At 44.5% G+C, this 19,057-nt stretch carries 17 protein-coding genes; 4 read left to right on the top strand and 13 right to left on the bottom strand.

Annotated features, from left to right (window positions below):
- Nucleotides 1-4 precede the first annotated feature (4 nt).
- A complete protein-coding gene (locus AC58QO_RS29530) occupies nucleotides 5-520 on the top strand; it encodes a lamin tail domain-containing protein (protein ID WP_497271899.1) in 516 nt (171 codons plus the stop codon).
- A gap of 55 nt (nucleotides 521-575) precedes the next feature.
- On the top strand, nucleotides 576-983 hold the full coding sequence (locus AC58QO_RS29525) for a DUF6855 family protein (RefSeq protein WP_497271897.1): 408 nt from the start codon (nucleotides 576-578) through the stop codon (nucleotides 981-983).
- Between the two features lie 109 nt (nucleotides 984-1,092).
- Here AC58QO_RS29525 and AC58QO_RS29520 read toward each other — a convergent pair whose 3' ends face one another.
- Genes AC58QO_RS29520 through AC58QO_RS29500 form a run of 5 tightly spaced genes read right to left on the bottom strand, consistent with a single transcriptional unit; the run spans nucleotide 1,093 to nucleotide 4,932 of the window.
- Nucleotides 1,093-1,536: a DinB family protein gene (locus tag AC58QO_RS29520; protein WP_497271895.1), complete on the bottom strand. Its 444-nt coding sequence runs from the start codon at nucleotides 1,534-1,536 to the stop codon at nucleotides 1,093-1,095.
- 45 nt (nucleotides 1,537-1,581) lie between these two features.
- The gene (locus AC58QO_RS29515) at nucleotides 1,582-2,094 is read right to left on the bottom strand and encodes a HugZ family pyridoxamine 5'-phosphate oxidase (protein ID WP_497271893.1); all 513 of its coding nucleotides are present in this window, start codon (nucleotides 2,092-2,094) and stop codon (nucleotides 1,582-1,584) included.
- A gap of 25 nt (nucleotides 2,095-2,119) precedes the next feature.
- Nucleotides 2,120-2,899 carry an ABC transporter ATP-binding protein gene (locus tag AC58QO_RS29510; protein WP_497271891.1) on the bottom strand — a complete coding sequence of 260 codons (780 nt, stop codon included), beginning with the start codon at nucleotides 2,897-2,899 and terminating at the stop codon, nucleotides 2,120-2,122.
- 1 nt (nucleotide 2,900) lies between these two features.
- Nucleotides 2,901-3,890: a FecCD family ABC transporter permease gene (locus AC58QO_RS29505; RefSeq protein WP_497271889.1), complete on the bottom strand. Its 990-nt coding sequence runs from the start codon at nucleotides 3,888-3,890 to the stop codon at nucleotides 2,901-2,903.
- Nucleotides 3,891-3,906: 16 nt separating this feature from the next.
- Nucleotides 3,907-4,932 (bottom strand): ABC transporter substrate-binding protein, encoded by a 1,026-nt coding sequence (locus tag AC58QO_RS29500; protein ID WP_497271887.1) that lies wholly within the window; start codon nucleotides 4,930-4,932, stop codon nucleotides 3,907-3,909.
- A 307-nt stretch (nucleotides 4,933-5,239) separates the two neighbouring features.
- Here AC58QO_RS29500 and AC58QO_RS29495 point away from each other — a divergent pair, with 307 nt between their 5' ends.
- Nucleotides 5,240-6,421 (top strand): GGDEF domain-containing protein, encoded by a 1,182-nt coding sequence (locus tag AC58QO_RS29495; RefSeq protein WP_497271885.1) that lies wholly within the window; start codon nucleotides 5,240-5,242, stop codon nucleotides 6,419-6,421.
- Between the two features lie 755 nt (nucleotides 6,422-7,176).
- On the opposite strand, the gene AC58QO_RS29490 is transcribed toward AC58QO_RS29495, so the two are convergent.
- From AC58QO_RS29490 to AC58QO_RS29470, 5 genes are all read right to left on the bottom strand, one after another.
- Nucleotides 7,177-10,140 carry a rhamnogalacturonan lyase gene (locus AC58QO_RS29490; RefSeq protein ID WP_497271883.1) on the bottom strand — a complete coding sequence of 988 codons (2,964 nt, stop codon included), beginning with the start codon at nucleotides 10,138-10,140 and terminating at the stop codon, nucleotides 7,177-7,179.
- A gap of 412 nt (nucleotides 10,141-10,552) precedes the next feature.
- The gene (locus AC58QO_RS29485; protein ID WP_497271881.1) at nucleotides 10,553-11,098 is read right to left on the bottom strand and encodes a hypothetical protein; all 546 of its coding nucleotides are present in this window, start codon (nucleotides 11,096-11,098) and stop codon (nucleotides 10,553-10,555) included.
- A gap of 47 nt (nucleotides 11,099-11,145) precedes the next feature.
- Complete coding sequence (locus tag AC58QO_RS29480) at nucleotides 11,146-12,375, bottom strand: TerD family protein (RefSeq protein WP_497271879.1); 1,230 nt, start codon at nucleotides 12,373-12,375, stop codon at nucleotides 11,146-11,148.
- A gap of 73 nt (nucleotides 12,376-12,448) precedes the next feature.
- Nucleotides 12,449-13,024: a TerD family protein gene (locus AC58QO_RS29475; RefSeq protein WP_497271878.1), complete on the bottom strand. Its 576-nt coding sequence runs from the start codon at nucleotides 13,022-13,024 to the stop codon at nucleotides 12,449-12,451.
- 232 nt (nucleotides 13,025-13,256) lie between these two features.
- On the bottom strand, nucleotides 13,257-14,537 hold the full coding sequence (locus AC58QO_RS29470; RefSeq protein ID WP_497271876.1) for an S-adenosylmethionine decarboxylase related protein: 1,281 nt from the start codon (nucleotides 14,535-14,537) through the stop codon (nucleotides 13,257-13,259).
- A gap of 234 nt (nucleotides 14,538-14,771) precedes the next feature.
- Between AC58QO_RS29470 and AC58QO_RS29465 the strand changes: the two genes are divergently transcribed.
- Entirely contained in the window at nucleotides 14,772-15,281 is a 510-nt protein-coding gene (locus AC58QO_RS29465; RefSeq protein ID WP_497271874.1) for an adenylate/guanylate cyclase domain-containing protein, read from the top strand.
- Nucleotides 15,282-15,347: 66 nt separating this feature from the next.
- Here AC58QO_RS29465 and AC58QO_RS29460 read toward each other — a convergent pair whose 3' ends face one another.
- From AC58QO_RS29460 to AC58QO_RS29450, 3 genes are all read right to left on the bottom strand, one after another.
- Nucleotides 15,348-16,358 carry an ABC transporter substrate-binding protein gene (locus AC58QO_RS29460; protein ID WP_497271872.1) on the bottom strand — a complete coding sequence of 337 codons (1,011 nt, stop codon included), beginning with the start codon at nucleotides 16,356-16,358 and terminating at the stop codon, nucleotides 15,348-15,350.
- Between the two features lie 122 nt (nucleotides 16,359-16,480).
- Nucleotides 16,481-17,293 (bottom strand): helix-turn-helix domain-containing protein, encoded by an 813-nt coding sequence (locus tag AC58QO_RS29455; protein WP_497271870.1) that lies wholly within the window; start codon nucleotides 17,291-17,293, stop codon nucleotides 16,481-16,483.
- A gap of 59 nt (nucleotides 17,294-17,352) precedes the next feature.
- A complete protein-coding gene (locus AC58QO_RS29450; RefSeq protein WP_497271868.1) occupies nucleotides 17,353-19,008 on the bottom strand; it encodes a hypothetical protein in 1,656 nt (551 codons plus the stop codon).
- Nucleotides 19,009-19,057 lie beyond the last annotated feature (49 nt).

The following is a 19,057-nucleotide window of genomic DNA, read 5'->3' as shown; positions in this document are numbered from 1 at the left end:
GCTTATGCAGCAAGTGGAACACAAATTGGAACTAGACGTGACTGGCGTTCAGGTTTTACGTATCAATTTCAACTCCAATCGCAAGGGTCTCATTAATTTGATTGTTGCCGATCCGACGGTTATTCCGGCGACTCAGGCCTCCGCTTCAGCCACTTCTCCATCAACCAACGTTCAATCCGACATCATTATCGCAGAACGTAACAAGAATGCAGAATACGTTGTGTTGAAAAATCGTGGCAGTAAGACAATCGATTTGAAGGACTGGCGTGTCTTAAGCGTTAACGGCAAGCAGGCCTTTACCTTCCAGCAAAGCTTTAACTTAGGCCCAGACTCGTATGTCATGCTGCTAAGTGGCGATGAAGGTAAGACCTTCGAGACTACGGGGATTGATAGCACCAGCTTCCGAACTTTCTCGCGCAGTGTGCTTTGGACGCCTCTAGACATATGGAACAATACAGAGCTTGACGCAGCTGAGCTCTATAACCCTTCCGGTACCAAAGTGAGTGAGTACATTAATTAATAGAAGACCTTCATCTATACGTAAGTACAAATCATAAATCAAAGGAGTCCTTCCTATGTCGACAGTGATCGGTACGAAAGAAAATCCATGGCAATTAAAAACGCCGCCACAGACCTCCGAATATGAAATGTATAAAGACGAAAAAGACGGCAAGGCCATCCTTGTTTGTACGGTAGGCAAAACCGTTTTGCATTACGACTACAGCTGTATTGATGACCTTAGTGCGATGCTTAAGCAGCATGGCGATTGGATCGAGTTAGGCAGCGCTGATGAGCAAAAGCCAGCCAAAGAAGGCACGGTTGAGGCTTGGGGACGTTCTCCAGAAAACCCAATTGGCGGTTGGTACGGCTTGAAGAAAGGCTTCCGTGGCAGATTCGGCGTGTATGTCCCCCCATTAATGGAGGCACTCGGTCTTGCGGAAGTCGAGCACAATCCAAGGAACAATCGGATGCGAGCATTATAAGTAGTGGTAATAAACGCGTAACAAAATAGACCTCCTTGCCCAATTAAGGGCAAGTGAGGTCTATTTCGTTTGCTTATACAGGGTGTGAAGCTAGTCCCCGGATGAATCCTTATTTAGCTGCCTGAGTAGCTGCATTTTTCTGAGTGAGCGAGATTTGCCCAGCATGAATACCAGTGTGATACATCAATCGGCCGACGGCTTCAAGCGGTGTGGATGCTCCGATGCGGGATTCCACGCTCTTCTGCCATGCTTCCTCTGGAAGTTCACGCATCGCTGCAATAAGGTGCTCGTTCGAAGCGGTCAGTATATCCACCAATTCTTGCAAATTCGTGAAGGACGGCTTGTCCCCATCAGCTTTACGATTCTCCGGCATGCTCTTCCCAAAGAACCATTCCGCAAACATAAACTCTACTTCCGCGTTATGATACAGCAAAGCGCCAATCGTTGAGGAACCCACCTGCAAGCTCAAATCCTGCTCTGGCAATGCCTTCACCGTTTTGTGAAACCGTTCTTGAATCGCTTGCCAGATCGGCAGTACTGTCGTAAAAGTCATACGAGCTGATCTCCTTTGCTTCCATAAATTTCGATAGACAATTCGCTATTTAGTGGCTGCATCTTTCTTTTTATCCACAACAACATGAATGAATTTATTCGCTTCAACATCTAGATCGAATGCCATACCGAAACCAACGACATAACGACCTTGTAAAGGAGTCATCTCGAACAACGAGAAATCTAGTCCGCGCAGTAAATCTACCATTTTAACGCCATGATCCGCATTAAATAACTCGAAAATATCCTCATGTCCATCGTTACCGATGTTCACAGAAGTACAGCTCCAACGCACGCGCTCTGTTGCGAACTTGTTATTCGTTTCGGATTCGTCAGCAAGAAGCAGCACATCGACAAAGTCGTTGTTTTCCATATAGCGATAATGATCAGCAATCTGGCTGATATAGATATACAATTTACCATCTTTTTTAACGAAAGGTGCGTAGCTGATAAATGGCTTGCCTTCTTCGTCAATTAAGCTCAAAATCAAGTTTTTGCGCTTTGCAATAAACTGCAAATAATTTTCCTTATTTTTCTCAACATCGACCGGTCTCTGCATATTGATTCCTCCAATTAAATGGTTGTTATTTTACGGTACTTAATAGATGAATACGAGGCTTCTGTTCCGCCTTAGCGTAATTCACTTCCGCATCCATTCGGTACACTTGCCTGATCATGTCTGTCGTCATCACTTCACGCGGTGTGCCGCTCATCGCTTTCTCACCTTCTTGCACAACAACGATACTATCACTATAACAGGAGGCTTGATTGAGGTCATGTAAAACCATAACGACTGTCATCCCCATGGACTGATTCAGCTCTCGAACGAGTTCTAGCACTTCATGCTGATGAGAAATATCCAGATACGTTGTCGGTTCGTCTAGCAGCAAAATCTGTGGACGCTGTGCCAGCGCCATCGCAATCCAGGCCCGCTGCGATTCACCACCGGACAAAGAAGAAACCGTTCGATCCTTATAGGGAAGCAGCTTCGTTTTCTCCAACGCCCACTCGACGATCGACATATCCTCTTGATCTAATTTCTCGAACCATTTTTTGTGTGGATATCTGCCGTACGAGACCAGATCAACCACTGTCATATCGCTGGGTGCCTGATTTTTCTGACTAAGTATACACATCTTGCGTGCTGCTTGTTTGGAGCTTAATGACTTGATATTCACGCCATCAAGCGTGACCGTTCCCGCATGATAGGGAATCAGCCGAGATACGGCTTTGAGTAGTGTGGATTTGCCCGAACCATTCGGTCCGATAATCGACAATACCTCACCTTGCTTGACAGAGAAGGAGAAGTTTTGAATAACGCTCTTCTGTTCATAGCGGATCGAAATCCCATCGACTGTCAACATATTAGAACGATCTCCTTCTCATCAAGTATAGAAAATAAGGTGCGCCAATAACAGCCATGAGAATACCTGCGGGTATATCTAGTGGCGAGAACAAGGTGCGTCCGCCCGTATCGGCTAGCAACAAGACAAGCGCTCCTAGTCCCATGCTCATTGGCAATTGATATTTATAATCGGAGCCAACCAAGAGTCTGGCCATATGCGGAATGACGAGTCCTACAAACCCAATCATCCCAATGGCAGCTACGGAAACAGCCGACAAGAAAACGGCCAAAAGGGACAAAAGGATACGAATTCGGTTCGTATTCTCACCCAGATTAGACGCGACTTGGTCGCCCAGCCGGATAATATTAGCTTTGCGGATGGCGAACATCGATAGAATCCAACCAACAATCGCGTAAGGATAGATCATGTTTAATGCATTATTACCTTTTGCAGCGAGACTGCCATTAAGCCATTGGACCGCCGAAGGGAGTCTATCACTGTACATGATTGTCAAATATCCGATTACTCCTCCGCACAATGCATTCACCGCAACGCCAGAAAGAATAATCGTTATCGGAGTAATACCGCTCCGTCTCCAAGCGAGTGAGTACACAATGCCAGCAGCAATTACGCCACCTACGAATGCAGCAATTGGGATAAATTGCGTATACGTCGGTGCTGCGAGCATGATAACGAGTACACACGCTGCGGCACCGCTAGTAACGCCTGTTAAGCCAGGATCTGCAAGCGGGTTGCCCATGACAGCCTGCAAGAGGGCACCTGAGATGGCAATATTGGCGCCAATAATCAATGCCAGCAAAACTCGAGGCAATCGAATATCCCAAATGATCGTAGCATTCATGGCTTTGGACGGAGAGCCCATAAGCGTTTTTATTATTTCTGGTATTGAGATCGATACACTGCCTAGACCAATCGCAATGATGGCGACAATCGCTACAAGTATGAACGTCAAGATAACAATCGACTGGTTTCGAGTTCTGCTTATCACTGTGTAACTCCTCAGGTTATTGATAGAAGTAGTTGGAGATTTGAGTTAACGCTTTATCTACATTGGTAATGGACGTTACACCAAAGATGCTGTAATCCAAGATTTGAATCTTGTCATTCTTATAAGCGGAAAGTTGCTTCCAGGTGCTATTTTTTTCTACTTCTTTCTTGAACTTATCTACCGTTGCACCATGATCGCCAGAGGCTAGAACAAGTACAATGTCCGGATCAATAGCAACAACCTGCTCCATGTTAATTGCGGAATATGTTGCTGTCACTTTCAACGCAGAAGTAGCAATGTTATCGGCATTTACCTTCTTCGCAAGACTTCCCAAATACGACTTTTCACTCATCACCATGAAAGAATCTGCTGTTCCGATCACTAGCATAACCTTCGGTGCTTTCTTGCCTTTTGATTGCTTAATCAAATTGTTTTCTTGATCTAGAATCTTCGTCAGTATTTTATTCATTTCATCGGTCTTCTTAAAATAAGTACCTAACACTTTAAAGCTTAGTTTCAAATCTTCGAATGAATCTGTACGCAAGTAGGCTTTATCCAGCTTGATACCAGCCAAATTTTTGTCCAATGTGCTTTTGAGTGATTCCGCTCCAAGCAGCAGGTCGGATTCCAAGCTAGTTACGACCTCTAGATCCGGTTGCATAGGTGAGCCAATGCGTTTAATTCCGTCAAAAGCAGCAGGAAGTGGATTCGTAGAAGTCGGTACGCCTACAGGTGTAATGCCAAGTAGGTGAAGCATTTCTGCTAAAGGTACGGATGTTGTTACAATACGCGTCGGCACCTTCGCTGGGAATTGGCTTAGCGCTTGCGTAACTGCTGCCGGGTCAACCCCATCATTCGTCAAGCTATATACTTTGTCTGCATCAGCAGCATTTTTCTGAGCATCTGGACTAGCTGTAGCCGTAGCGGTACTAGCTGGAGTTGCTGTAGCTGCGCTCGTCGATGAAGCTTCCTTCGTTTGTGACGAACACGCTGTCATTACTAATAAACCTGTCAGTAGTAGAAATGCAACAAACCTTTTCAAAATCAAAACCTCCTGATGTATGTATAATGTAATTGATTGTAATAATCATTATCAATAAAAATGATAATCATTATCAGCTGAATACTATCATACTATCATCCTACTTTCAATGATAAAGATTTTTACTAGGGTCATAGAGAGCATCACGTCTACTCTACCCAGCAAGGTTTCCCCTCACATTGAACATCTTTGAAATCCGTAATCGAAGATCGTATAGTCATTTTTATTCCGTTTTATGGTAAAGTAGGTGTAATCAACATTTTTCTTCCAAATATCCAAAACTTCTAACATTCAGATGAGGTTCAAAATGGGTCTATACTTAGATTTGAAAACCATGCTGCTGACGCTAGTCATCGGGCACCTGTTCACCGCTGTGTTCATTATCGCCTATTGGCGTCAACATAAGAACGAAAGTGCAATCAGGTACTTTTTCTATGCAAAATGCATGCAAACCATGGCGTGGCTGATTTTAATTCTGCGTGGGGGGCTGTCGGATACGCTTACCGTATCCCTTGTGAACTCGTTACTTTTTATCGGTTTCGCGTTTGAAACCATCTCCGTACTGAAAGTTCAGAATACCCTGAGCAAGCTGACACGCAGCATGTATATTGCTCTGACAATCACCAATATTGTCGGCTTTCATGGCATCCTTCTTTTTCACAACGAAGAGAAGCTCCGAATTTTCTTTGTTTCCGTTGGTATGGCTGCGGGCGTTCTAGTTCCAGCATACAAAATGATTCAAAAACGAGCCGCATCCACGTTGACCTATGTCATAGGCTATTTTTATCTGATCATCTTTGCGTTTCTTGTAATTAGGGCTATCTGTGCCTTATTCTTCGATACATTGTTAAGCTACTATCACATTAACGGTAATCAGACGATGGTGCTGTTAGCCCAATATTTCGTTATGATTGCGGGAAATACGGGATTCTTTCTCTTGATGAAAGAACAAACAGACCAAGCCCTGCTGCGGCTAGCTAATTATGACGATTTAACCGGTACACTGAACCGCAGGACGTTCGTCTCACGTACCAATCAATACCTTGCCGCCTATACGAAGAAAAAGAAACCGATCAGCCTGCTGCTTTTTGATATCGACAATTTCAAATCGATTAATGATTCATTCGGTCACGATGTGGGAGATCGCGTGCTTGTTGATCTCACCACACGACTGAAGGAGAACTTGGGCTCAGATGATCTTTTCGCTAGATATGGCGGGGACGAATTTGCCATAATCTTGCCAGGCATGGATGAAACGGAATCATCGCGTTATGCTGAACGGCTTAGACAAGCCGCGGAGGAGGCGCAGATTCCTGGATTAGCTCTCACTTATACAATCAGTTTGGGTATTCTTACGAGTATCCCGGATGAAGAGACACATCTCGAAGAGCTTTACTCCACTTGTGACAAAGCCCTCTATCGCGCCAAAAGAAACGGTCGCAACGGCGTGCTTCGAGGATATGTGGACAGACAGGGTATGCATGCTTAAGAGCAATCATTAAATAGATTTGAAGGAAAAGGCTGTCGCTGTTGCGGTGGCCTTTTTGTGCTTCGCTCCATCATTGCCGACTAGCCTCCTCATGGAAATGCCGACGGCCTGACCGATGATTGTGACAAACTGTTTAACATTTCCTTTTTCATTAACTTGGACGACAATTTTCCTGATACTTTTCATTCCATTCTTGTTAACTTAATTCTAAACACAAATAACCCTGACAGAGAGTAGGTAGGTAAGATGATTTCTCTAAATGATAAGCCCATGTATCTAACACAATTCGCAAAGCTAATTCAGATGGATGAGCATCGGCTATTTCGCATATGCAAGGGAATCGAGGAGAATGGGTATCGATTTAACCGTAACGAACACGGGCATATCGATCTATCGGAGAATGATATTACGGTCGTGTTAAGTTTTTGTTGGTAAGGAAAACGCTCCTTGGTGCTGTGAAAAATGTAAAAGTGCATCCTTTTGCATCACATGAGCCTCCCCATCTGAAATGCTTGCAAAAGCGCAACTATTTCTGCCAGCACTCCTCATTTTGGCACCTCTCGGTCTTAAAGGATGCCTTTTTGCACTAATTGAATCATATTTAGCCGTTTCCCCCGAAAATGAGTGCGCTTGAGCATCTTTGACCATTCCCGCTTCTAGACAAATTGAAAAAAGGAGCTAAGCGCAAACACGCTCTTAGCCCCTTTTCCATGCCAATATTGGCCTTTCTTAGATTTAGACCAGTATCTTCAACATCATTTATGATCTTTCGGATCTTTCGGATCTTTCGGATCCTTTGGTTTCTTAGGCTTCTTCGGTTTCTTGTCGTGGTGCTTGTCGGTGTAGTCGACATTAGGCGCCTTCAACCCTCCAGCAAGAACAGTCTCTCTAATGTCTTCGCCGAGGTAGAAACTTAAATGCGGCGGCTGATTGTACGCTGTGTTCTGCCATGCGATGCCATTTCTGTAAACAGGGTCATGCATGAGCGTATAAATCCGGTACTCCGTTGGAATCGTCGTGCTGAAGATTCTCAGCTCCGAGCTGTCTATTGTAGGCAAAAGAACTTCTTCACGCCAGTCGCCTAAGATATCGGCCTGTAAGGTCGGAGTTGCCTTCGTTCCATTGTTGCTGACGACATCCGCGAAGCTTTTCAAAGGCTCTGCTTTCTTCGTAACTTGATTAAACTTCGTTATCGATATATTATCCAGCAATTCATTTAGCAAATCGCCGTCCCAGTGAAGGGCGAAGTTCACGGACACGCCTGCCGTTCTAAAGCTATCGGCTGCCACCTGGCCCTGTACGTTGTAAATGCCTCCGCCTGATGCTGGCGTTGTACCGCCAGTTCCCCAGAATTCAAATCCAGGGCCACCCGTAATATTAGCCGCCAGTCCACGTCCTGTATCCACGTAACCATTGTAGGACATCAGTGTTTCCCCAGTTGCAGCATCATGCAGCTCTACAGATGCAACAGATGGGACTTCATGTACCGCCATGACCTGAAGACCTTCCCGCGCAGGGTCGAATGCCCCTACATGAAGTGCGTCACCGTGTGAACCTTGTTCACGCTGCATTTCGCCATCCATTTCATACAGAATGGTGCCATCTTGGTCAAGGGTCAGCGAACCTGCAATGATTTCGTCAAAGCCGTCATTGTCCACATCTGCCGTGGCCAGATTGTGGAAGCCTAAGCCTGCGCCTCTTCCCGCTTCAGCGGAGTCAAATGTCCACTCCTCTTTGAGCTTGCCGTGTACTAAGCTGTATGCTACATACGTGGTCCGTTCATAATAGCCCCTACCGTATATGGCGCTAGGCTTCTTGCCGTCCAAATAAGCTAATCCCGCAAGGAAACGGTCCGAACGGTTATGCCAAGTGTCTCCCCATGATGCAACATCCCCTAGCGGGAATGCATAATCAATCGTGTCGATCTCCTTACCGGTGTCACCCTTGAAAACGGAAATATATTCAGGCCCGCCGAAAATATGGCCGAACTCATTCACCCATTTGCCATTATCCGTCGCATTGCCGATGACGCTAATTACCTTGCTGCTATCGAATTTCCCATCTGTTGTCCCGTAGACCGTTGTTGCATCCGCGGTTTTGATGAGGAATTCGCTTTTGCCGTCCCCATCGTAATCTGCGATGATAAATTGATGATAATGGGCTCCAGATGTGAGGTTAAGCCCCATATTCATCCGCCACAACAGCGTGCCGTCCATTTTATAAGCATCAAAAATCGTCGGCCCTGTCATCGCATTCTGTGAACTGTCGATGGCGTTGGATGGGTACCATTTCACAACAACCTCGTACTCACCATCACCGTCCAAATCTCCTACACCAGCGTCATTGACACTATACGTGTAGCTGCCCGTGGCCGTTGTTCCTCCTTCAGGCTTTTGCATCGGGATAGCAAGATAATCGGTAGCGGCTGCTACAGTTTCGTCTGTATCATCTGAAACTCCCTGAACAAGTGTCTCCACTTCATAGGTGTCCCCAGCAACGCCAGCCGTATCTGCATAGTTGGTCACAGACAATGGTGCCGCATTCAGCTTTTGCCCATTGCGATAAACATTGAATTTCACATCTCGCTGATATTCATCTGCAAGCAAGCGCCAGCTTACAAATACACCTTCGGTCGATTTGAGCGCAATTACGCCTCTATCCAACCACTCTATCTGCCGTGCCTTATCTGAAGGAGTCAGACGGTTGTAGACATATTGGGTGGCATATCTGCCAAAGCCATTCTCCAAGCTCGCAGGAACGGCAAGCTCCCCCTTAAACGTGTAAACGCCAGGTTCATGGGGATTCCAAGGCTTTCCAACGTTCACCCACTCGCTTACAGGTACATTTACCTTACTATTATTCGCTATGGTAACACTTACGGATTGCGGTAAACCGATAGAATGGATGTCCGTCGTGGTTTGATCAACATACACGGTATGATACCGTAATCTATCCACTTTCGTAATTCGATTGTCGGGAATCGGCTTATGATACACACCGAAATTATCAAGGTACGTCGTCCAGGCAATATTATTACCCGATGTCCGCATCCCCACTAATTTGACCGAGGCCACTGACCCGTCAAAAGCTACCCCATTCAATGATGACGTAAATTCTTGGCTTGTCCCGGCTGCTTTATCGGTCAGCTTGAATTTGACGACCTCATTTTCCACATCCAGATTAACCCCTACCGTATACCACGCTTGGGGATTCATAATGCCCGTGCTAGCGGCAGGCTGCTTGCCGGCAAAATATTGCAATGGCGCAAGATTCGTGTTGTTTACCGTAAATACCGTATTCCCAGTGCTATCGAGGATCCTGAACTCGCCGCCGTTCTCGCTAGGATTGCTGGCTGCTTTATCATTCACCTTCCCGGGGTACCAGTCGAATTGAACGAGAATCTGGCTGCCCTTTACTGACGTGCCAAAATTCTTCGTTGCCACACGTCCTCCGCTTTGGTTCGTCTGGGTGAACTGAAGCATCGGGGTGTTGTTCCCGGCCACTCCATATGTATTAATCGATACGGTAGCATTCGCTGTTGTAAATCCCCAGAATGCTGGGTCCAACGCAGCCGTATCCCCAAAATCACTATAATAAACACTGTCGAGATCAGCCCCAGTACTCCCCTCAGCAGCAGACGCCACCAACCCGTTCGGAATCAAGAGAGCGCTTGCAAGAAGTAACGAAACGACTTTTCTCCATGGTTTGCTAGTTCGCATTGTTATTTTCACTCCTTCTGTTTGAGCTATGAGAGGATCTTGCATACTCTCGGTAATTCCTTATCGTGCATGGTTTTGCATATCCTAAGAATCACTTTCTGCCATCCATCAGAACCGTTCCTTACCATCCCCTTCCGTCAAAAAAAATCCATTACAATGACCCGTACAGTTCATGCTTGTTGGTACGATTGGCCTGTGTACTAACTGTAGGACTTGACCGGCTGCGCCGTCTATTAGACATTTTTTCAAGAATGAAATTCTCTTGTTGAAAGCCATTTGACAGATATATGACATTTTTGACTAAACTTCTCTTTTCTTGATCCCGCATGTAAAAAAGTAATAAAACCATGAAAAATAGACCTCCTTAGCCAATGAAGGCAAGTAAGGTCTATTTCTTAGTAATCCCTAGCGACTACTTTGTATTCGCAAGCTCGAGCATTTTCCGCTGTGACTCCTTAAATATACGTACCAGCGATTGCACCTTATCAAATTCCTCGTCACCAGGACCATAGTTATCCATAAACATTTTCTTCAACAAATCTGCGTAAAAGGTAACTCTTTGCTCAAGCAAATCATGCTCAATTTGAATAATTTCCTCAATGGAATGATTACCAATGAATTCTTCGGTTTCATCGACGGGATCTTGCCATTGGCCTCCCCTGCGCTCTGCAGGATTAAACGCCCCTGGCTCTGCCAATTGTTCTAAATCAATGGAGGTTCTTAAACCCGAGAATGCTATATTTTCTTTGGCCAGCATAATTTGAAAATGTTTATTTTTAAATAGATCAATGATGACGAGTCTGCAAAGCTCACGATTATGGAGGAGGATGCCGTCAAAAGGGTGGATCGTCCAGTACCCATTTTTCAGAAATAGATTTAGCTTGAACAGTTCGCTGCCATACACATATTCAATGCTAATATTGGAATCCGAGAATATTTCAAAAGAGAATTCTAACATAGGCTAACCTCCTGAAACAATAACCTCGTGGAGCTCCGACGATTTGTTTACTTACTTGCTTTGCCCCACTTTAAACCCCAGTTATACGCTTTGTCCAACTCGAGATGCCCCTGAAAATGTCGGACGATTCTTTCAATACTAAACGTTTCGTTATTTACATTTTGGATCAAAGCAATGGCACACATCGGGAGCGAGTTGTCGTGCTCATCCAGTTTAACAATAATGTCTGGACCGCCATTTTGTTTGAGGGTGACAACCCCGTCCGCCTCTGACCATCTAGAGACACCCTCATAAATGAACGTAAAAATAAGGATACGTTTGAATTCCGAAATTTTGCTGCCATTAATCCGTATATTCTCGCCTGTTTTAATAGCACCTGTACGATCATCGCCATCGAGCGCAATATAAGGTTCTCGCGTTAATGATCCGAATGTCCCGCCAAGCGCCTGAATTAAACCTTTGGTACCATCCTTGAGCTCATATAGGCAAGCTAAATCAAGATCGGCCCCCTTAGGTGCGTTATTCCAGAATCCACGGTTCGTTGCTGTTTGTTGATTCCAGTTCAGGTTGATTAAGATTTCCCCTAGACCGCCCGATTTCTTCTCAAGGTTGATCTTATCGCCCTTTTTCGTTAATTCAATTTTGGAAAGGTTAATGACCGGTTGTACCTTTTCCTGCTTCGGCACAGGCGGAGGGATCACAACTTCTTGTGCTTGTATCGGTTGCGGCTCATCCTTCACCACAATACCGTAGCTCTCACAAAGCGCATGAAGTCCACCCGCATAGCCAGCACCGATGGCATTGAACTTCCATTCACCGTTGTATCTATATAATTCTCCGATTACGATCGCCGATTCTACGGAGAAGCTGTTTCCCAAGTCGTAACGAAGTATTTCTTGCCCTGTTGTTTGATTACTGAAACGGATATATACGTTACCGACCCTGCTAAAGTTTTGACGCCTTGCTTCACTTTCATAAATCGTAAGTGTAAAAGCAATCTTCTCGACTGCAGGCAACACGCGTTTCAGTTCGATTTGAAATTGTCTTTCATTGGCCTGTTTCTCTATGTAGGTAATAAAGCTATTGCTAGGGTTCCCGTAAAATATGAGATCGTCATCACCGCTTACCTTACCGTTCTGTGCAAGCAAAAAGGCTGAAGAATCGAGTTTAATGTCATTCGGAGCCTGCCAACCGATACTTACTGTTAGATTGGAAAGTCCTGAATGCGCTTTCGTTAGCTCTACCTTTTGTCCTTTGACAACAGCAACAACGGTCATGTTAACTTCCCCCTTCTTTCTAGCCTATTTAAACATCAAGGGGGCAACCTGAGTTCCCCCCTTACAAGATTATCTAGCTCAAGCCATAATTCGTAACCAGCGCTGCCAAGCCACCTGCGAAGCCACTGCCAACAGCCTGGAATTTCCAGTCACTACCATGACGGTAGAATTCACAGAAGACGACAGCTGTTTCGATTGAGAAATCTTCTCCCAAATCGTAGCGAAGAATCTCATTCTTATTAGCTTCATTCACTACCCTTACGAATGCGTGACTAACCTGTCCAAAATTTTGAGCACGTTGCTGCCCATCGTGAATCGTAACCGTAATGCCAATCCGAGAGATGGATGGTGGGACTTTGGCAAAATCGATGATAATCTTCTCATCATCACCATCGCCTTCACCCGTACGATTATCTCCCGTATGAACAACAGCGCCATCATAGGCTTTGAGATTATTGTAGAAAACAAAGTCCGCTGCTGATTTCGCTTTGCCATCTTCATGAAGAAGGAACGCAGAGGCATCGAGATCGAAATCTCCACCGCCATTATATTTATTGGTATCCCAACCAAGCCCTACAATGATTTTCGTTAGACCTGGGTTTGTTTTGGTTAGGTCAATTCGTTGACCTTTGGATAAATCAATCGACATCGTTATCTCACCTTTCAGATCAAATAGTAGACATGGATCATTGGCCTTAAAGCTAGTATATAGGGTTGCCTACATGATCTGCAACGATTCGACTCCTAAATATTTCCTTAAGAGGCACATGTCCGAGCCTATTGACTAATCAGCGGTCATTTCTTCCCATGCAATTATGTTTTCTTATACCCGTTTCCTGAAAAGCCGATTGTAAAAGCCAGTTATGAACTCTTTCTGTTCGTCACACGCTCGTCCCCCCGCTCGGCCATAGTGAAACTCTATCCAGTAACAGCCCATCGGATCCTTTATTTTCGCCTGTAACGAAGTCTTTCATGTAATACGAAAGGTAATCGCCATATCCACTGTCTGTTTGAGACAACAGTTCATCAACAAAATAAATACCTTTAGGAATTTCATCAAGCAGTAGTGTGGATATAGCTCCATAGATGCCGCATGCTACCTGGAAATAGGTGGCGTTCGTCTTGAACTCGGCAAATACGCTTTGATTACTCATGACGTTGTACATAAATCGTTCCTTATCTTTATACACGAGCAGTACACCTACCAAATCTTCCCCATCCAGCTCGGCTTCTGCAGGGTCTAACACCTTATGATTCCATTTCCAAAGCTCGTCAGCTTTGCTGAAATTTGCACGGAGTAATTCCGTTGTAACGTCATTCACCCGATATATAAAGCCTGCCTCCATGTCATATGCTTTTCCCAGCGTAATTACCTCTTCATGTGGCATCAAACATCCATAGAACTGTTTGTTTCCGAGAGATACCTTAAACGCCAGCTCATACACATCGTTATAAAGAAATACAGGCATATATCGCTTCATAAACATAGGATAGTTCAATATGGCTTCATCCAAGAAGCATTCAGGAGACCATGTGGTATAAATCGTTTTTTCCTGAGCTAATGACTGATCGACATAAAATGAATTATCATGCTCGACGATATAGCAGCCAAGCGGCGTTTCTTCTGGAGCTTGCTTCATCAGTTTCAAAGCCATCCATTGTACGACACCTGGATTCATGCCGGATCCGATAATCGCTTTCATATTAGTGAATCGTCCCCTATTTTCTTGAAAAATACGGTATCGTTCCAATAATGTAAATCCTTCTAGTTCTTCGGTCTCGTCCACCCATGTATTCTCTAAAGCAGAATTAATATACGGAATGCACAATTCATCGCAGCATTGCAGCATCTCAACGGTATCTGCCCACGAGATATCGATGACAAGCGTTGTCTTCGTACGGGTTAAATGCTGTCGAAACATTTTTAGACTACTTAAATCAAACTGATGTAACGTAATTGCATGGCTTAAATGGGGGAGCATTGATTCGTAATAGGTCACGTCCTTTTGCTTCACATCGATTAAATGAATGTCGCACCCACTGATAAATTGATGGATAGGGTCATTGACGTCTTGAAACGACTTATCTAATATGGCAAATACGGATTTAGCCACCCCTCCAGCGCTTCCAAGTATACTTATAGTTAATTTCTGGTTGTCCACATCTACTCATCTCCTATTTCTCCAACATACAATATAGTAACGATTACCATACGCGACCCCTTTCCTTCTATTTTTTGTGTCTATCATTGATAGAATATGTAGATTAATCATAGTTTGACAGAGTCAGCTATCTTGTAAGGGGTGTCATTCGACATGGATTTTTTATGACAAAATGTCAGTGACATACTCGTTGTCAAAAGGGGCCTTTCTACTTGTCGAGCTGATGCCGAATTGATGGGCTTTACCCGTTTGAGCTCCGAATTATCTCCTAGTGCACTGGTGCAATTTCTAAATCGTGTTTTCCTGCTGTTTGATGAGTTAATTGCTCGTTATCAATTAGAGAAAATCAAAACCATTGGCGATGCCTATATGGTTGTTGGCGGCATCCCTTATCCCTCGGCTACACAAACGAAGCGCATCGCAGATATGGCTCTAGAGATGATCGATGCCTTTCAAGCCATTTCGATGGAAATGTCCCGAACGGTAGGTATTCGTATCGGAATTCACTGTGGAACAGCCATCGCAGGGGTCATTGGTTCTAGCAAGTTCTCCTATGACATTTGGGGAGACACCGTCAATTTAGCAAGCCGCATGGAATCGAATAGTGATAGCGGAGCGATTCACGTGACAGAAGCGGTCTATCATGTGCTCAAGAATAGCTATGCATTCAAGCATCGCGGCCGTATGGAGATCAAGGGGAAGGGCGAGATGAGTACTTATTTTTTGGTGGGGAAAAAGCAATGATGAAAAGCAAAAAGCACCCCGGGCGGGTGCTTTTTCTCGTTATCGTGGTACGCCACGGTACCGCAACTACTTTTTGAGCGCTTTAACAATGGCATCGACGCCGTACGCTCTACTGATCGGACCGTAGCCAAAAGCAATCGAACCGTCAATTTTGTACACATGATTTTGCTTCACGGCTTTGAGCGATTTCCATACGTCCGATTTCTCCCATTCGTCCGCTAGAGCAGGCAGAGACTTATCCGTGTAATTAAAGTATCCTAGGAAAATATGATCCGGATTGATCTTGGTTAAGCCTTCAAGGCTAAGCTCTGCGCCCTCGCCCTTCGCTTGCTCCGGCGCCTTCAGGCCCAGCGGCTCATAGTAATGACCAGCGTATTGGGTGCCCTGCAGCCACATATTTTTTTCCCTGACCTGCGCATAGACAACGTTTCCTTCAACGCTTTTCAGCTGATCCTTTGCTTGATTGAACGTCGCTGAGAATTTATCGATCGCTTGCTTCGCAACATCCTCTTGCCCCAGCATTTCACCGAACTTCGTCATGACACCCTGCCAGTCATTCCAAACATCGATCTTCGTTTCGTCCAGAACAACCGTCGTCCCAATCTTCGACAATTGATCAATCACTTTTTTGTTAGTTTCCGTACCAGCGATAATGAGATCAGGTCCGTATTGCAGTAATTTTTCTAAATTAACTTCCGTATTCTCACCAACAATCGTCATTTCCTTGTATTTGCTCGTATACGGCTTGTACAATTCACTGCCTAATTGTGATTGCTTCTCGGTAAAAGGAAGCGCAACACCAATCGATGAGATATTAAAACTCAACAGGTCCTCGGTTAACCCCCAATGAACTAGAGCTACTTTTTCCGGCTTCTTAGTAATGGTTACTTGCCCGTTGGCACTGGCTACCGTTCTTGGAAAGCTTGAACTGGCAGGCGATGCGTTTGGTGAAGCTGTCGCGGCTGGACTAGCGCTCTCACTATTCGACTTCCCCGTACTGGAGCATGCGCTAATTAGTAAAAGGATAGCCACCAGCAAAGAAGCTGTCAGCAGTGGCATAACACGTTTTCTCATCATAATCTTCCTCTCGTTAATCCCGATATTTAAATGATAACGATTATCATTATCGAAGATAATCTTACCACCGCGATTAACTTGCGGAAATAGATAATTTCCCGATTACAGGATGGATATATTCTTCATTCACTCATCTTGAGAGAAGTCGGCGACATGCCGTAGTGCTTTTTGAACAACCTGCTAAAGTAATAGGCATCCGAATACCCCACACTTCCCGCGATGTCCCGTACCGAAAAAGGGCTCGTCATCAGCAACTCATGAGCCACCTTCATGCGGTATTGAATCAAATAATGGATAGGGCCTGTCCCTGTGTACTTCTGAAAGATGTGCGAAAAATATTTAGCTTTCATCTGATGCTGCTCTGCCAAGCTTTCCAACGTGATCGGCTCCATATAATGCTGCCGAATGTACTCGATCGTCTGCTCCATCATCGAATGACTTTCGCTATTTTGCAAATAGCGTTCATATGTCAACGTCCTATTCACCAGCTGGTAGAATAACGTTTTCTTCTCAAGCAGCTCAATATGACCCAGCTCGGTCGCATACCTCCTCAATTGCTTCATGACTTGCAGCAGCGTTGCGTCCAACTCGATATGAAGCAGATGGACCTCCCTTACAAGCAGCGACTGCCCCTGATCATGGGCTACCGGCAAATAATGAACAAGAAAATACTCAAACTCGGCAGTATGTACGAACATCTCAAAATGACGATTATACCCACCGATCATCGCCTTGCCCGGGCTCATCGTATAGCTGATGCCGTCGTATATAAAATCAGCTTCGCCCTTTAGGGCGATAAGTATCGCGCTTTTGGTCGTAGGCTGCGACTTATGTCCTTGATGCAAGCCTTCCCGAACAACGGATTGGTATACACCGTGTATATCTATAGGCACCTGCAGGAAAAAGGCGGCTAACGCATCGTATTGATTTTCCATACAGTCCCCCCTCTAATTGAGCGTTTATTTCCTTATTGTAAACTAGAAGTGGGGGTTGCTCAATGTTGGTTTGGGGTCTCTTTTGCCTTATGGGATAAACGATTCATTTCCAAGATAAATAACTGAAAGACTCGCGGCATGCCAAAAATCACAAAACCAAAAATAATAAATGGTTCAAGTGCTAGCGAGTCGCTTGCTTCACCGGCTTGGGTTACATATAACTGTTGGGCAACGAACCACGTCACATATCCCCAATAGAGGAAAAGTCGTCCCACTCCTGCTCCACCCGTGCGCTTTTTAAATGATAGAAGATCCCATACAAGTGCAACTGCAATTACTACATTTCCAACCAGATTCGCTATATCAACAGGAATATTCAAATGCCACACACTCTGAATCAAAATACCTACTACCACAAGTAATAAAAGATAGCTCGGCCATGCAGGCTTCTTCTTAAAGATGAGCTGACGAACAAACAGATATATCATCGCTTGTAGGAACAAGTAAAGATCCGCCACGGCAATCTTGTGGTTCATGAATAGATCCAGCACATATCCGCAATTCAAAAAGAAAGTCACTGTAAGCGCAAGTGATATAAATCTGGAGGTTTTTCTTTTAATTAAAAGATAACTACTCCATACGACAAAGAGGACCGCCATTCCAGCGTCCAACTCCCATAGATCAATGCCCTGCCCCTGATGTCCCAACACCAGTGAACTTAAGGATGTAACACCTAGGCTTAGTAGAACCCAACTTCCAGATAGTGCTGCGAAAAATGCAAATTTATACGCTTTGAAAACAAGTGCTAGGATGACAGCCGAAATAAGCCAAATCGGGCCTATGGAACCAAAGAGAATCTCTCCTATTATTTTCCCATCGATAGATCTACCAATAATTCCAATCATCATGATTGCAAAAGTAGGAACAAGCAGTATAAGGCCCGCGAGGAGGAGCCAATGCTTAAATTGAGGGGAGAAATCAAGTAAATGTCTGGGGATGAACTTCACACAACCGATCAGAACTATAAGGAACAGGACCAATGCAATCCAACTACTATCCAGAATGAGTTTACCCTTCCCGCTCCTCCAAACGTAATATCCTACTTTCATTAGAGAAACCGCTAAAAGAACAATAACAGCCCATCGATCACCTATTTTTGTAATAGTTGCACTGAGCTTGCTAGAGATCGTCTCGGATACTTCTGCGAGGTCTAGTCCGGATAGTAATAATAGAGGTACTGTCAAAAAAATAGTTTTAAAAATTAAATGATTGCTAAGGAAGTATAACCCCCGAAAGTTGCCTAAGCTTAGAGATCGTATTTCGAATACTGTCACCAAAAACCCAGCAGCAAGTACGCAAAGTGTAATAATCAAAATATGTTTATATTCAGGGAATTGCTGCCTCGTTTTTTTTCCACGCCAAAACAGCCAGTGCCAGACCTTACTGCACATTACTCCCGCTAAGATATAGATAATTGCGCTGATTAACAGATAAGTCATCAATACAATAATGGATGGTGAGTGGCTGATTTCATGGTTCTTGCTAAATAATGAAAGAGAAATACGTCCCCCAGCTCCTCCAACAAAAGCGGAAAGGATCATGCAGACCACTAACTGAATAAGTCCGTATATCAAAAGTAAACGATGATGTTTATGCAAGGAGGAAAACATTTGAAGCAACCTCAAGCTTCTTTCATTCGGCGTATCCTGATCCATATGAACCCCCCGCATACTCATTAAGTTCAATAAACTAATATTCGTTTCG

Source organism: Paenibacillus sp. J31R30 (assembly GCF_059692115.1).
Note: the sequence above shows the minus strand (reverse complement) of the source record. Positions and strands in the feature narration are given on the sequence as shown.

What these genes read in the sequence shown, in the direction of transcription:
- AC58QO_RS29530 (WP_497271899.1), top strand. Translation starts at nt 5, where the DNA reads ATGCAGCAAGTGGAACACAAATTGGAACTAGACGTGACTGGCGTTCAG.
- AC58QO_RS29525 (WP_497271897.1), top strand. Translation starts at nt 576, where the DNA reads ATGTCGACAGTGATCGGTACGAAAGAAAATCCATGGCAATTAAAAACG.
- AC58QO_RS29520 (WP_497271895.1), bottom strand. Translation starts at nt 1,536, where the DNA reads ATGACTTTTACGACAGTACTGCCGATCTGGCAAGCGATTCAAGAACGG.
- AC58QO_RS29515 (WP_497271893.1), bottom strand. Translation starts at nt 2,094, where the DNA reads ATGCAGAGACCGGTCGATGTTGAGAAAAATAAGGAAAATTATTTGCAG.
- AC58QO_RS29510 (WP_497271891.1), bottom strand. Translation starts at nt 2,899, where the DNA reads ATGTTGACAGTCGATGGGATTTCGATCCGCTATGAACAGAAGAGCGTT.
- AC58QO_RS29495 (WP_497271885.1), top strand. Translation starts at nt 5,240, where the DNA reads ATGGGTCTATACTTAGATTTGAAAACCATGCTGCTGACGCTAGTCATC.
- AC58QO_RS29490 (WP_497271883.1), bottom strand. Translation starts at nt 10,140, where the DNA reads ATGCGAACTAGCAAACCATGGAGAAAAGTCGTTTCGTTACTTCTTGCA.
- AC58QO_RS29485 (WP_497271881.1), bottom strand. Translation starts at nt 11,098, where the DNA reads ATGTTAGAATTCTCTTTTGAAATATTCTCGGATTCCAATATTAGCATT.
- AC58QO_RS29480 (WP_497271879.1), bottom strand. Translation starts at nt 12,375, where the DNA reads ATGACCGTTGTTGCTGTTGTCAAAGGACAAAAGGTAGAGCTAACGAAA.
- AC58QO_RS29475 (WP_497271878.1), bottom strand. Translation starts at nt 13,024, where the DNA reads ATGTCGATTGATTTATCCAAAGGTCAACGAATTGACCTAACCAAAACA.
- AC58QO_RS29465 (WP_497271874.1), top strand. Translation starts at nt 14,772, where the DNA reads ATGGGCTTTACCCGTTTGAGCTCCGAATTATCTCCTAGTGCACTGGTG.
- AC58QO_RS29460 (WP_497271872.1), bottom strand. Translation starts at nt 16,358, where the DNA reads ATGATGAGAAAACGTGTTATGCCACTGCTGACAGCTTCTTTGCTGGTG.
- AC58QO_RS29455 (WP_497271870.1), bottom strand. Translation starts at nt 17,293, where the DNA reads ATGGAAAATCAATACGATGCGTTAGCCGCCTTTTTCCTGCAGGTGCCT.
- AC58QO_RS29450 (WP_497271868.1), bottom strand. Translation starts at nt 19,008, where the DNA reads ATGGATCAGGATACGCCGAATGAAAGAAGCTTGAGGTTGCTTCAAATG.